This window comes from Pseudonocardia sp. TRM90224, assembly GCF_021245725.1.
Taxonomy (GTDB): Bacteria; Actinomycetota; Actinomycetes; order Mycobacteriales; family Pseudonocardiaceae; genus Pseudonocardia.
Genome location: NZ_JAJGSX010000005.1, coordinates 152,330 through 165,969 on the forward strand (window position 1 = coordinate 152,330; position 13,640 = coordinate 165,969).

At 71.9% G+C, this 13,640-nt stretch carries 12 protein-coding genes; 4 read left to right on the top strand and 8 right to left on the bottom strand.

Annotated elements, in window-relative coordinates:
• Nucleotides 1–3: 3 nt before the first annotated feature.
• A complete protein-coding gene (locus LL648_RS09995) occupies nt 4–1,485 on the bottom strand; it encodes a potassium/proton antiporter (RefSeq protein ID WP_232662184.1) in 1,482 nt (493 codons plus the stop codon).
• Between the two features lie 237 nt (nt 1,486–1,722).
• Here LL648_RS09995 and LL648_RS10000 point away from each other — a divergent pair, with 237 nt between their 5' ends.
• From LL648_RS10000 to LL648_RS10010, 3 genes are read left to right on the top strand one after another with little or no spacing between them, the layout of a single operon-like run.
• Nucleotides 1,723–3,054 (top strand): sensor histidine kinase, encoded by a 1,332-nt coding sequence (locus tag LL648_RS10000; RefSeq protein WP_232662185.1) that lies wholly within the window; start codon nt 1,723–1,725, stop codon nt 3,052–3,054.
• Nucleotides 3,051–3,713 (top strand): response regulator, encoded by a 663-nt coding sequence (locus tag LL648_RS10005; protein ID WP_232662186.1) that lies wholly within the window; start codon nt 3,051–3,053, stop codon nt 3,711–3,713. Before LL648_RS10000 ends, LL648_RS10005 begins: the two co-directional genes overlap by 4 nt.
• 2 nt (nt 3,714–3,715) lie before the next feature.
• A complete protein-coding gene (locus LL648_RS10010) occupies nt 3,716–4,528 on the top strand; it encodes a DUF4097 family beta strand repeat-containing protein (RefSeq protein WP_232662187.1) in 813 nt (270 codons plus the stop codon).
• A 195-nt stretch (nt 4,529–4,723) separates the two neighbouring features.
• Here LL648_RS10010 and LL648_RS10015 read toward each other — a convergent pair whose 3' ends face one another.
• Together LL648_RS10015 and LL648_RS44825 are read right to left on the bottom strand one after the other, a co-directional pair.
• Nucleotides 4,724–5,479 (bottom strand): class I SAM-dependent methyltransferase, encoded by a 756-nt coding sequence (locus LL648_RS10015; protein WP_232662188.1) that lies wholly within the window; start codon nt 5,477–5,479, stop codon nt 4,724–4,726.
• On the bottom strand, nt 5,476–6,408 hold the full coding sequence (locus LL648_RS44825; protein ID WP_305080782.1) for a Clp protease N-terminal domain-containing protein: 933 nt from the start codon (nt 6,406–6,408) through the stop codon (nt 5,476–5,478). Before LL648_RS44825 ends, LL648_RS10015 begins: the two co-directional genes overlap by 4 nt.
• A 92-nt stretch (nt 6,409–6,500) precedes the next feature.
• Here LL648_RS44825 and LL648_RS10030 point away from each other — a divergent pair, with 92 nt between their 5' ends.
• Entirely contained in the window at nt 6,501–6,866 is a 366-nt protein-coding gene (locus tag LL648_RS10030; RefSeq protein ID WP_232662189.1) for an excisionase, read from the top strand.
• 77 nt (nt 6,867–6,943) lie between these two features.
• On the opposite strand, the gene ileS is transcribed toward LL648_RS10030, so the two are convergent.
• From ileS to LL648_RS10055, 5 genes are all read right to left on the bottom strand, one after another.
• Nucleotides 6,944–10,111, bottom strand: a complete 3,168-nt coding sequence (gene ileS, locus LL648_RS10035; protein WP_232662190.1) for an isoleucine--tRNA ligase — start codon at nt 10,109–10,111, stop codon at nt 6,944–6,946.
• A 305-nt stretch (nt 10,112–10,416) separates the two neighbouring features.
• Nucleotides 10,417–11,640 carry a hypothetical protein gene (locus LL648_RS10040; RefSeq protein WP_232662191.1) on the bottom strand — a complete coding sequence of 408 codons (1,224 nt, stop codon included), beginning with the start codon at nt 11,638–11,640 and terminating at the stop codon, nt 10,417–10,419.
• A 67-nt stretch (nt 11,641–11,707) separates the two neighbouring features.
• A complete protein-coding gene (gene wag31 / locus LL648_RS10045; protein WP_232662192.1) occupies nt 11,708–12,565 on the bottom strand; it encodes a DivIVA-like cell division protein Wag31 in 858 nt (285 codons plus the stop codon).
• A 47-nt stretch (nt 12,566–12,612) separates the two neighbouring features.
• Complete coding sequence (locus LL648_RS10050) at nt 12,613–12,906, bottom strand: YggT family protein (RefSeq protein WP_374112015.1); 294 nt, start codon at nt 12,904–12,906, stop codon at nt 12,613–12,615.
• A 4-nt stretch (nt 12,907–12,910) separates the two neighbouring features.
• A complete protein-coding gene (locus LL648_RS10055; protein WP_232662314.1) occupies nt 12,911–13,624 on the bottom strand; it encodes a cell division protein SepF in 714 nt (237 codons plus the stop codon).
• Nucleotides 13,625–13,640: the final 16 nt, after the last annotated feature.

The window sequence follows — 13,640 nt, forward strand, 5'->3', positions numbered from 1 at the left end:
CCATCATCCCTCACGGCGTTCCTGGTGCCACCGGGCCAGCCTGCCGCGCAGGTCGACGGCCCGGATCCGCTCCTCGGCAGCCGCGCGCGCCGCCGATGTCGTGACGACGAGCAGCTGGTCGCGTTCCCGCAGGCGGGTCTCGCCGTTCGGCGTGAAGGCCTCGTCGCCGCGCACCACGAGGCTCACCATCGCGCCGCGCGGCAGCCGCAGCTCGCTGAGGTAGACGCCGCGCAGCTGCGACCCGACCGGCACCCGCACCTGGAGCAGGTCGGCGTCGAGCTCGTCGAGCGGCGCGGCGTCCACCTCGATCTCCTTCGGCTCGGCGGACCGGATCACCCCGAGGAGCCGCGCGACCCACGGCAGGGTTGTGCCCTGCAGCAACGTCAACGCCACGACCAGCACGAACACGACGTCGACCAGCTGCTGAGCGTTCGGGGCACCCTCGGTCAGGGCGATCAGCGCGAGCACGATGGGCACGGCGCCGCGCAGACCCGACCACGACAGGAACGCCTGTTCCCGCCACGGCAGGCGGAACGGCAGGGCCGCGGCGACCACCGAGAGCGGCCGCGCTGCGACGATCAGCACCACACCGGCGATCAAGGCCGGGAAGACGGCCGCTGCCAGCCGCGGCGGCGACGCGTACAGCCCGAGCAGGACGAAGAGCCCGATCTGCGCGAGCCACCCCGTGCCCTCGGCGAACGAGCGCACACCCCCGCGGTGCGGCAGGTCGGCGTTGCCGAGCACGAGCGCGGCGACGTAGGTCGCCAGCAGCCCCGAGGCGTGCGCGAACTGACCGGCCGAGTACGCGAGCACGCAAGTCGACATCGCCGCCAGCGGGTACAGGCCCGTCGACGGCAACGCCGCATGGCGCAGCGCCCACGACCCGCCGAGGCCGATCAGCCACCCGATGAGAGCCCCGGCGGCCAGCTCGTAGACGACCAGCAGCGGGGTGACCCACGTCAGCGGGTCGGGCGAGGCGAGCAGGATGACGGCGAGCACCACCGGCGCGTCGTTCATCCCGCTCTCCAGCTCCAGCGCGCCCACGAGCCGTCTGCTCACCCCTACCCCGCGCAGCACGCTGAACACGGCCGCGGCGTCGGTCGAGGAGAGCACGGCACCCCAGAGGAACGCCGTGCGCCAGTCCAGGTCGAGCAGCAGGTGCAGGGCCACGCCGACCACGCCGATGCTGACGGCCACCGCGACGGTGGAGAGCGCGACGCCCACACCGAGCGACGGGCGGACCGCCGTCCACCGCGTGGTCAGCCCGCCCTCGATCAGGATCAGCACGAGCGCCGCGAGCCCGAGCGACTCGGTGAGCGGCGCGTCGGAGAACTGCATGCCGAGCCCGGATTCGCCGATCAGCACCCCGATGCCCAGGTAGAGCAGCAGCGACGGCAGCCCGAGCCGCACGGAGACGCGCACGGCGAGAACACCGAGCAGCACGACGGCGGCCCCCGCTCCCAGCACCAGCTCCAGGCTCGCCATGCCACCTCCGCCTGCTGAACTCTATCGATGCGGTGATCACCACCAGATGAGTGCATATCGCATCCGTCAGGACGTCGGCTGCAGGTCGGCCCAGGGAGGGTCCTGAACAGCTGGGGCGCCGCGCAGTAGGTCCCAGTTGTTCAGGGCGCTCCTTGAGGACCTTCGGGTTAGCCCCACCCCCGGCTCGGGCGCCTACGGGATGGTGCCGACGGACCGGCCGTCCCTAGCCTTTGCGGCATGGTCCTCACTCCGCACGTCGGACGGCTCTCCGCGCGGCCCGATCCCGTGCGGGCCTTCCTGTCGCCCGCGACATGGCTCGCCACCGCGCACCTGCTGCTCGACTTCTTCGTCGGCTGGTTCTCCGCCATCGTCCTGTTCTTCGGGTTGATGCTGAGCGTGGTGCTGCTGCCGTTCGCCCTGCTCGGCGTGCCGGTGTGGATCGTGACGGCCTGGGTGAGCGCGATGCTGGCGAAGCTGGAGCGGGCCCGCTACCGGGTGCTGCTCGGTGTCGACATCCCGGTGCGGCCGATGCCGCCGGGCACCTTGCACCCGCTGCGGTACGGCGGTGTCCTGCTGCGCGACGCCGGGGTCCGCCGCCGCGCGGCCTACCAGGTGCTGGCGGCTCCGCTCGGGCTGCTGACCTCCGGCGCGGTCTACTTCGTGCTCTGCCTCGGGTTCGCGTTGCTGCTGGTGCCGGTGGTGGCGATGGTCGGGTACGCCCCGCAGTTCGAGATCCTCGGGATGCAGTTCGGCGATTCGGCAGCCGGCCGCACGTTCCTCGCGGGCCTCGGCCTGATCCTGCTGCTGCTCGCGCCGGCGATCATCCGGGCGCTGGCGCTGATGGACGTCGCCGTGGCAAACGCGCTGCTCGGACACGACGCGAGCGCGCTCGAACGCCGGGTCGACGAGCTGGAGCGCAGCCGGGCGCGGGTCGTCGACGCGGGTGAGGTGGAGCGCCGCCGGATCGAGCGCGACCTGCACGACGGCACCCAGCAGCAGCTCGTCTCGTTGGCGATGACGCTCGGCAGGGCGAAGGCGCGCTACAAGCAGAACCCCGAAGAGGTCGGCGAGCTGCTCGACGACGCGCACAAGCAGGCCAAGGACACCGTGACCGACCTGCGCAGCCTGATCCGCGGCCTGCACCCGCCGGTGCTCGCCGACCGCGGGCTCGACGCCGCGCTCTCCGCCATCGCGGCCCGCTGCCCCGTGCCGGTCACGCTCACCGTCGAGCTCGACCAACGCCCGCCTGCGACCGTCGAGGCGATCGGCTACTTCGTGGTCGCCGAGGGCCTCACCAACGTCGCGAAGCACGCCAACGCGTCGACCGCGACGGTCACCGTGCGCCGCGAGGGCACCGGCCCGGTCTGGATCACGATCACGGACAACGGGGTCGGTGGCGCCGACCCGGACCGCGGCACCGGGCTTCGCGGCCTCGCCGACCGGGTGTCGGGCGTCGACGGCCAGCTCAGCGTCGACTCCCCGCTCGGCGGACCGACCGTACTGACGGTCGAGCTACCGTCCGTCGAGCTGCCGCGCACGGCCCCGACCACTGTGCCGGTCGCTCCGTGACCGCCACCGCCGCTCCGCGCGTCACCGTCGCGGAGGACTCGGTGCTCCTGCGCGAAGGGCTCTGCCGGCTGTTGGCCGAGGCCGGGTTCGAGGTCGTCGCGGCCGTCGGCGACGGCGAGCAGCTCCTGCAGGCCGTCGGCGCCGACCAGCCCGACATCGTCGTCGCGGACGTGCGGATGCCGCCGACCCACTCCGACGAGGGCCTGCGGGCTGCGCTCGTGATCCGGGCGCGGTGGCCTTCGGTCGCCGTGCTCGTGCTCTCCCAGTACGTCGAGGAGCGCTACGCCACGGATCTGCTCGCCGGCGACACCCGCGGGGTCGGTTACCTGCTGAAGGACCGCGTCGCCGACGTCGACACGTTCGTCGACGCGCTGCACAGGGTCCGCGAAGGCGGCACGGCGCTCGACCCCGAGGTGGTCTCGCAGATCCTCGCGCGATCGCGGCGCAGCGAACCGCTCGCCGGGCTCACCCCGCGCGAGCGCGATGTGCTCGCGCTCATGGCGGAGGGCCACTCCAACGCGGGGATCGCGGACGAGCTGACGGTCAGCGAGGGCGCGGTGGAGAAGCACATCAGCGGGATCTTCGGAAAGCTCGACCTGCCGGCCGCCGACGGAGGACACCGCAGGGTGCTCGCCGTGCTCCGGTACCTGGAGGCGTGACGATGACCGAGCAGGAGACCACGGCGACCATCACACCGGCGGTGGCGCCCGGCCCACCGCCGGTGCGACGCGGCGCAGTCGTGTTCGCGGTGCTGTTCGTCGTGGCCATGATCACCGTCGGCACCGTGAACACCCTGTCCGACCTGGTGGAGTCGACGGTCGAGCAGTCGACGACGATCGTGCCGCAAGGCCGGGCCCTCTCCGTCGAGGCCTTGACCGGCGACATCGAGATCGGGCCGAGCCCCGACGGGAACGTGCACGTGCGCACCACCGTCGAGTACGGCCTCACCCGCCCCGAGCTGACCGAGCAGGCGAACGCCGACGAGGTGTTCCTCGCTTCGAGGTGCGACGGGGTGGTCGTCGCGGAGTGCCAGGTCGACTACGACGTGCTCGTGCCGCCCGACTTCCCCGTCTACGCCGAGACCCGCTCGGGTCACGTCCGGCTGTCCGGGCTGACCGGGCCGCTGACCGTGCGGACCACCACGGGTGACGTCACGCTCTCCGGCGTCGCCGGCACGATCGACGTCCGCGCGCAGTCGGGCGGGATCCGAGGTTCGGAGCTGCGCAGCCCGAGCGTCACCACCCGGACGGCCAGCGGCAACGTCGACCTCGACCTGCTCTCGCCACCCCAGCTCATCGACGCGGTGGTGACCGGCGGCGACATCGACCTCCGCGTCCCCGGCGCCTCTCGGTACCGCGTGACGGCCGAGGCGCCCGACGGAGACCAGACGGTCTCGGTACCCACCGACCCCGGCTCCGCCAACACCATCACCGCACGGACGTCGGCCGGCAGGGTGCGCGTGGCCCCCCGCTGAGCAGGCGGATGAGTCGACACCTCCAGCACGGTGAGTCGACACTTCCGGCACGGCGAGTCTCACATCTCAGCGCGCGAGTCCCACGTCTCGGCGGGCGAGTCCCACGTTTCAGCGCGCGAGTCCCACGTCTCCGCGGGCGAGTCCCACGTTTCAGCGCGGTTCGTCGGGAGACGCCTTCGTCGTCCGAACGCCCTACTACCAGGTCAGGGTGGCGACCGTGGTGGGGCGAGCGGGCGTCTCCGCCAGCGCCGCTTCGACCTCACCGGCCCGGCCGGCGGGCAGGCACAGCTGCCGGGTGATCCAGGCGACGTCCTGGCGGATCGACGGGCGGCGCTCCCACTCCGTCGCCGTCGCGGTGATACCGAGCTCCGCCAGCACGGCGACGGCGTCGGCGCTGGTGGCGGAGGGTGGGCGGCGCAGGTCGTGGAAGCGCAGCCACAGCGGATCCAGCCAGGCCATCGGGTGCTGCGTGAACATCTCGACCACCACACCCCGCCCGGCGGCCGCCGTCAGCGCCTCCAGGAACGGCGGTAGGTCGACGACGTTGTGCAGCACGTGGTGGCAGACGACGACGTCGGCGCGGCCTGCGGCCGCTGCGGCATCGGGCCACGACCCGAGCACGGTCCGGTGCGGCGCACCACGGCGGGCAGCCGTCGCGGCGAACGCTTCGAGCATGTCCGGCTGACGGTCGACCCCCGTGACGTGCGTGGCGGCGCCGGCGAGCGCCAGCGCCGCCGCCCCGCCCCCGCACCCGACGTCGAGCACGGTGCCGCCGGCGCCGAGCAGCCCGAGCGCCGCGGCGCGCGACGCGGTGTCCTCGGCGATCTCGGGAGCGACGAACCGGTCGACGTCGTGCCGCCACGGCGTCCTCTCCGCCTGCGCGAGGATCTCCGGCGGGATCCCGCGGCCGTCCTGCAACCGCGCCCAGCGCTGCGCCGCCGTCACCGTCACGGGCGTCCGCGCCTGCGGAGCCGGTCGCGCAGCGAGCGCCGCTGCTCCACCGAGGTCTCGTTGAGCTGGAGGAAGCCGTCGACGGTGTCGGTGAACTGGTGGACGGCGCGGTGCAGCGTGATGAACGGCCCGGCGAGCGGGCCGTCGCCGTTGAGCGCTTCGGACTCGGCGATCAGCGCACGCAACCTCGCCACCGTCTCGTCGTCGCCGATCGTCAAGGTTGCGGTGTCCTCGCCGACCTCCCACCGCATGGTCGAGGCGGCGGCCTGCTCCGGCGTGATGTCGCTGGTGGCCGCGAGGTCGCCGGCGTCGACCCCGGCGATGATCGACTCGGCGGTGACGCCGAGCTGGGTCAGCACCTTCGCCGCCATGCCCGTGTCGACCTGCATGAGCGCCTCCAGGAAGTGGTGGCTGCCGACGGGCCCGCCCGCCGCGATCTGCTCGGCGACCGCGACGATCCGCTCCGCGGCGGGCGTCCGCGGGACGCTGCCGCGCCGCCCGGGTGGCACGGCCAGCGCCTGGCGGACCTGGTCGAGCCCACCTGCGTCGCGGGCGAGCACCTGCGCCGCGACCCCCTCGCCCTCGGCCACGATGCCGAGCACGAGGTGCTCGGGGCCGATGAAGTCGTGGCCGAGCCGCAGCGACTCCCGCAACGACAGCTCCATCACCTTCTTGGCCCGCGGGGTGAACGGGATGTGCCCCTTGCGGTCGCTCGTCCCAGGCGCCACCGCCTGCTCGACGGCCGCCCACAGGCCCTCCGGCGTGAGCCCGAGCGTCGTCAGCGACTTGCGGACGGCGACGTCCGGCGAGAGCCGCATCACCCCCAGCAGCATGTGCTCGGTGCCGATGTGGTTGTGCCGCATCTCGCGTGCGACCTCTTGCGCGTCGACGATGACCTGTCGGGCCTCGCCCGTGAATCTCTCGAACATGTAGCCATGCTCGCAACCCTGTCAATACAGTGTCATTAATAGGGATAGAGGTCCTTGCCAGCGGCGGGGGTCAGTGACAGGGGGAGGCTGCGATGGACAGCGAGTGGGACGCCCGGCTGGACGCGTGGCGCGCGGAGCTGGACCTGCTCGCCCGGGTGGACGGCGAGCGATGGGTGCCGCTCGCGGAGGCCGAGGCGCAAAGCGGCGTCTCGCGATCGGCCCTGCGGTCCTGGTACCGCAACGGCGAGGTCGCGTCGCGGCTGGTCGACGGCCCGCACGGGCCGCAGCGGCTCGTCCCGCTCGACGCCGTGCTGGAGCGGGCCGAACGCTCCGCCCGCATCCGCAAGCGGGCCGAACGTGAGATCAGCCTCGAAGCGCAGGTTGCGCTGCTGCGCAGCCACGTCGACCGGCTGGAGATCCGCCTCGCCGCACTCGAAGCCCGCTCCGGCGAGGCGTAACTTCCCCACCGTTTTGCCTACTTGCACACCCTGAAGGGCGCGCAGGTTGGCAAAACGGCGGGGAAGTTCGTGGCGCGTCAGGCCTTGGCGACGCTCACGCGCACCTCGGCGGCGGTGCCGTCGGGGGCCGAGACCGAGCCGGTCGAGGTCGCGTCCGGCACCGGTGCGTACGCCACGGCACGCGCGAGCACCTCACCGGCGACGAACGTCTCGTGCGTGCGCACGGCGTCGAGCACCGGCTCGGCGGCGTCGAGCGTCACCGTGATCCGGTCGGACACGTCGAGGCCCGCGTCGCGGCGGGCCTGCTGCACCAGCCGGACGACGTCCTTCGCGGTGCCCTCGACGGCCAGCTCCGGGGTGACGTCGGTGTCGAGCACGACGAGCCCGCTGTTGCCGGGCAGCGCCGCCGTGGTGGTGGCCTCGCCGGCCCGCTCCGCGGCCACCAGCTTCTGGTTGAACTCACCCTCCAGCAGCTGGATGCCGGCCGCGGTGACGGTGCCGTCGGCGTTCGCCGTCCACTCCCCCGCCTTGACGGCCTTGATCACCTTCTGGGTGTCGCCGCCGAGGCGCGGCCCGCAGACCCGCGCGTTGACGGCGAGCTCGAACCGGCCGTACGCCTCGACGTCGTCGCTGACCACGACGTCCTTGACGTTCACCTCGTCGCGCAGGATGTCGACGAACGGGGCCAGGGACGGCGCGTCGGCGGCTGCCACCGTGAGGCGGGCCAGCGGCAGCCGCACCCGCAGCCCCGCCGACTTGCGCAGCGACAGCGCGGCCGAGGCCACCTGGCGGACCCGGTCCATCGCCGCCACCAGCGCGGCGTCGTGCGGCAGGTCCGTCGAGGTGGGCCAGTCGGCTAGGTGCACCGAGCGGCCGCCGGTCAGGCCGCGCCACAGCTGCTCCATGGTTAGTGGGAGCAGCGGCGCCGCGACCCGTGCCGTGACCTCCAGGACCGTGTGCAGCGTGTCGATCGCGTCGACGTCGCCGTCCCAGAACCGCTCGCGCGAGCGGCGCACGTACCAGTTGGTGAGCGCCTCCGCGTGGTCGCGCACCCGCTCGCAGGCACCGGCGATGTCGTAGACGTCCATCGCGGCCGTCACGTCGTCGACCAGCGCTGCGGTGCGGGAGAGCACGTACCGGTCCAGCACGTGCGTGCTGTCGGTGCGGAACGTGCCCGTGCGCCCGGCCGCCCCCGCGTAGAGCGAGAGGAAGTACCAGGTGTTCCACAGCGGCAGGATCGACTGGCGCACGCCCTCGCGGATGCCCTGCTCGGTGACGACGAGGTTGCCGCCGCGCAGGATCGGCGACGCCATGAGGAACCAGCGCATGGCGTCGGATCCGTCGCGGTCGAAGACCTCGTTGACGTCCGGGTAGTTCTTCAGCGACTTGGACATCTTCAGCCCGTCGTCGCCCAGCACGATCCCGTGCGCGACGCACGACCGGAACGACGGCCGGTCGAACAGCGCCGTGGCCAGCACGTGCAGCGTGTAGAACCAGCCGCGGGTCTGGCCGTTGTACTCGACGATGAAGTCGCCCGGGTAGTGGTCGTCGAACCACTCGCGGTTCTCGAACGGGTAGTGCACCTGCGCGAACGGCATCGAGCCCGACTCGAACCAGCAGTCGAGCACCTCCGGCACCCGGCGCATGACGGACTTCCCGGTCGGGTCGTCCGGGTTGGGCCGGGTCAGCTCGTCGACGTACGGGCGGTGCAGGTCGGTCGGGCGCACGCCGAAGTCGCGCTCGATCTCGTCGAGCGAGCCGTAGACGTCGGTGCGCGGGTACGCCGGGTCGTCGCTCACCCACACCGGGATCGGCGATCCCCAGTAGCGGTTGCGCGAGATCGACCAGTCGCGGGCGCCTTCGAGCCACTTGCCGAACTGGCCGTCGCGCACGTGCTCCGGCACCCAGGTGATCTGCTGGTTCAGCTCGACCATGCGGTCGCGGAACGCCGTGACCTGCACGAACCACGAGTCCACCGCGCGCTGGATCAGCGGGTTGCCGCAGCGCCAGCAGTGCGGGTACGGGTGGTCGTACGTCTCGTGCCGCAGGAGCACGCCCTGCACGTACGGGGCCGTGCCGTCCTTGAGGTCGCGGATGATCTGCGGGTTCGCGTCGAACACTTGCATGCCCTCGTAGGGGGCGACGCGGGAGTCGAACTCGCCGCGGCTGTCGACCGGGACCACCGCCTCGATGCCCGCGGCGTCGGTGACGACCTTGTCCTCCTCACCGAACGCGGGGGCGATGTGCACGATCCCCGTTCCGTCCTCGGTGGTGACGTAGTCGGCGGAGAGCACCCGGTGGGCGTTCTCCCAGCCGGCGAAGAAGTCGAACGGCGGCGTGTAGGACAGCCCGAGCAGGTCGGTGCCGCGCAGGGTGCGCAGGAGCTCGGGCTCCTCGCCCAGCTCACGCGCGTAGGCGCCGACGCGGGCCGACGCGAGCACCCATCGCTTGCCGTTGGCGGCGACGAGCGAGTACTCGACGTCCGGGTGCACGGCCATGGCGAGGTTCGACGGCAGCGTCCACGGCGTGGTCGTCCAGATCAGCGCGTAGGCGCCGTCGAGATCGGTGCCGGGCGCGTTCAGCGCCAGCCCGACGGTGACCGCGGGGTCCTGCCGGTCGTGGTAGACGTCGTCCATCTTGGTCTCGGTCGCCGAGAGCGGCGTGCCGTCGTGCCAGCAGTACCAGAGCACCCGGAAGCCCTGGTAGACCAGGCCCTTGTCCCACAGCGACTTGAAGGCCCACATGACGCTTTCCATGTAGTCCAGGTCGAGCGTCTTGTAGTCGTTGTCGAAGTCGACCCAGCGGGCCTGGCGGGTGACGTACTCGCGCCAATCGCCGGTGTAGCGCAGCACCGACTCGCGGCAGGCCTCGTTGAACGCGGCCACGCCCATCTCGTCGATCTCGGCCTTGTTCTTCAGGCCGAGCTGCTTCTCGGTCTCGGTCTCCGCGGGCAGGCCGTGGGTGTCCCAGCCGAAGCGGCGCTCGACGTGCTTGCCGCGCATCGTCTGGTAGCGCGGGACGACGTCCTTGACGTAGCCGGTGAGCAGGTGCCCGTAGTGGGGCAGCCCGTTCGCGAAGGGCGGGCCGTCGTAGAAGACGAACTCGTTGCTGCCGTTCTCACCGGCCGGCCGCTGCTCGACCGAGGCGACGAACGTGGAGTCGGTGTCCCAGAAATCGAGCACCTCGCGTTCCAGCGAAGGGAACGACGGGTGCGCCGGGACGGTGGGGTAACCGGGGTCTGCCATCGGTGGTGCTCCTCGTGCGGCGGGCGTGCCTGCACGGGGACGACAGCCCGTCGACCTGCACGGCGGGCGCCGCGGTACCACCCCGCTTGCCGATCATCCACGTGGGACGTGGACCCTCGGCCTCTCATCGGACGGCTATGACGGGCCGCACCCGCCCGGTTCTACTGGGGCCGTCGAGGACGGCCTGTTCTTCCGGAGGCTCCCCGGTGATAGCCGGATCGGTGCCTGTGACACCAGCGTAGCGCCGGGGCGCGAGCCGTTATTCCGCGGCCCGCCCCGGCGCTCCCACGTGGAGCTGCGCCGGATCAGCGCGCGGCAGCGGGGTGCCGGCTCGCCAGCGTGCGATCGGGATTGCACCAGCCGCACGGGGTGAAGCCCAGCTCCACCGCCTCGCGCGCGGGCAGCGGGATCGTCGGGGTGCCGGAGAGCGCCCGGCAGCCCACCACGTGGTAGCGGGGCTGCTCGTCGACGACGATCACCTCGTCCTCGAGGCCGGCCACCAACGCGGCCGCGGCCGGGTCGCGTGGCTCCTCCGGCGGCTCGCCGCTCTCGGTCGGGGGCAGCTGAGCGACCTGCGTCGGCTGCTCACCCGACCCACCGGCCTGGAAGACGCTCGTCTGCCCTCCGTCGTCAGCCGCGGGTGGTGTAGCAGCGCCACCCTGACCACCCTGGCCCGACGGCGTCAGCTGGGTCTGCTCCGCATCGAACGGCTCCGGGCTGCCGTTCACGCCGCTCGGGGTGAGCTGCGTCGCAGGCTCGGCGTCGGGGGCCGCCGGGGCTGCCTTGCGGGTGTCGACCATCGCGGTCGCGCCACCGTCATCGGCCACGGGCGCCGGCTCGGCGTCCTCGGCGACAGGGGTCTGCGGGGGTGCCGGCTCCGACTGCTCGGTGCCGGGCAGCTTCGCCATGACGGTCGCGGCGGCATCGGCATCGGCGCCGCCCTCCGCACGATCGGCACGCGCGTCGACAGCCTCCGCACCGTCACCCTTGCGGGGTGTGGCGACCGTCGCATCGGAACCGATTTCGGTCACGCTCGGTGACGAATCTGCCCTCGATGCGGTGGTCTCGTCCTCAGCGCCGGACGGTCGGGCCGAAGAGCCGGACGGTTGGACGACCGGCATGATGACCGTCTGCTGGTTGTCCGAGGCGGTGTCGAATGCGGCTGCGGTCGTCGGCGGGTCGGCCGCCTGCACGAGCGCGGTGCCTGCATCGGCATCGATGTCGGGCGCCGGCCGCTCGGCCACCGCAGGTGCCGGACGCGGGATGACCGGGAGCACCTCGGTCACCGGTTCCGGCGGCTCAGCAGCGGGAACGGGGGGCGGGCCGAAGCTCTGGCCCCCGCTCTCCAGCGCAGAGCGCGCTCCGGCCTTGACCGCGGCGCGCCGTTGCAACCAGTCGATCAGCAGGACGATGGCGGCAGCGACGCTCACGGCCACCGAGACCCACGCCCACATCACGGTGCTGGAGAGCAACGCGACGACGAGCAGCCCGAAGGCCAGCAGTACGAGTATCAGCACCAGCAGCAGCACGATTCACTCCGTGTGCGGCGGTGCGGCATTGTCGTACCGCACCGCCCGTGTGTAGGTCTGCGGTCGGTCAGCTACCGGCGTCGGCACGCTGGCCGTAGCCGCTGGCAGCATACCCACCGTTCGAGCTGGATCGGCTGTCGGACGGAGCCGCTGAACCGCGCTCCCCCAGGTCCCTGAGCTGGGACTCCAGGTACGTCTTGAGCCTGGTTCGGTACTCGCGCTCGAACGTGCGGAGTTCGTCGATCTTCTTCTCGAGGACGGACTTGTCGCGCGTGATCGTGCCGATGATCTCGGCCTGCTTGCGCTCGGCGTCGCCGACCAGCGTCGCGGCCTTGTCGCGCGACTGCCGTTCCAGGGTCTCGGCCCTGGTCCTCGCGTCGTTCAGCATGGTCTCGGCCCGCGAGCGGGCGTCGTTGACCAGGCCGTCGGACTTCGTGCGCGCCTCGGAGAGCAGCTGCTCAGCCTTGGTGCGGGCGTCGGTGAGCATCGTGTCGGCCTCGGTCTTGGCCTCGGCGGTGAGCCGCTCTGCCATTTCCTGGGCCATGCTCAAGACCTTCGCCACCTGCACGTGGTGGTCGCCGCCCTGCTCGCCCGTGTCGCCCATGGCGGGCGGCGGGGCGGACATCGAGCGCTGCATAGGCGGCGGCTCGACAGAGCGGATCTGCTGGGTCGGCGGCGACACCTGCGCCGGCATCGGAGCCGGTGGACGTGCGCGTGCCTCCTCCAGGTCGGCTTGCGCGTTCCCGAGGCGTTGTTCGAGCTCCGAGACCTGCTCGCGCAGGTCCTCGTTCTCCTCGATCAGGCGAGCCAGCTCGGCCTCGACCAGGTCGAGGAACGCATCGACCTCGTCCTCGTTGTACCCCCGTTTCCCGATAGGGGGCTTGCTGAACGCGACGTTATGAACGTCGGCGGGCGTCAGCGGCATCGGATCACCTCATGCAGTCCTCGGCGGCGGCACAGCGTGACTGGGGCTCACAGCTGCGTCGGCTGGGTCACGTTCATCAGTATGAACACGACCAGCAACAGAACCATAATCGACAGGTCCAGCCCCACGCCGCCGATCCGCACGACCGGGATCACTCTCCGCAACAACTTCACCGGCGGGTCCGTGACCGTGAAGATCAGTTCGAGTGCTACTGCGCTGGGCCCTGCGGGCACCCACTGGCGAGCGAAGCTGCGCACGAGTTCCGCGACGATGCGGGCGGTGAGCAGCAGCCAGAAGAAGAACAGCGCGTAGTAGACGACGAACTGGATGGCGAGGGGCACGCCATCAATCCTGTCGTAAGAACCCGCGTTCTGCATCCACCCGTCCCGTACCGACACTCCGCTGGGCGAGCTTGCGGGCGTCGTCGGCCGACACCTCGACGTCGGCGGGGGTGAGGAGGAACACCCGGTTGGTGACCTTGTCGATCGAGCCGCGCAGCGCGAACGCCAGCCCGGCCGCGAAGTCGACCAGCCGCTTCGCGTCGGCGGCGTCCAGCTCGGTCAGGTTCATGATCACCGGAACGCCGTCGCGGTAGCGCTCGCCGATCGTGCGGGCTTCCTTGTAGCTGCGGGGCTGCAGCGTCGTGATGCGCGCGAGCGCGGCCGCGCCGCGCGCCGGCGGGTCGCGCTGCTCGGGCACGGCCGTGGCCGCAGCGGGCCGCTCGGGCCGGCGAACGGGCTCGTGAAGTGCGGATTCGGGGTCGATCGCGAGTGCGCCGCGAACCGGGGGCTGAGGGCTGCGTGAGGCGTCGCGCACCGATGACAGCGGCCGGTCGGCGCTCACGGAACGGGGTGGGCGGCGGTCCCACTCGTCGTCGTAGTGATCACGTTCGTCGTCGCGGGAGTAGCGGTCGTCCCAGCGCTCGTCCGGGTAGTCACCACGGGGGTCGCGGGCCGACCTGCGGGGCGGTGCGTAGTGCTCCGGCTCGTCGGTGTACTCGCCCATCTCTTCCGCGGGCACCATGCCGAAGTAGGCCTTGAGCCGGTACATCGCGCCCATTCGCGCTCCCATCATC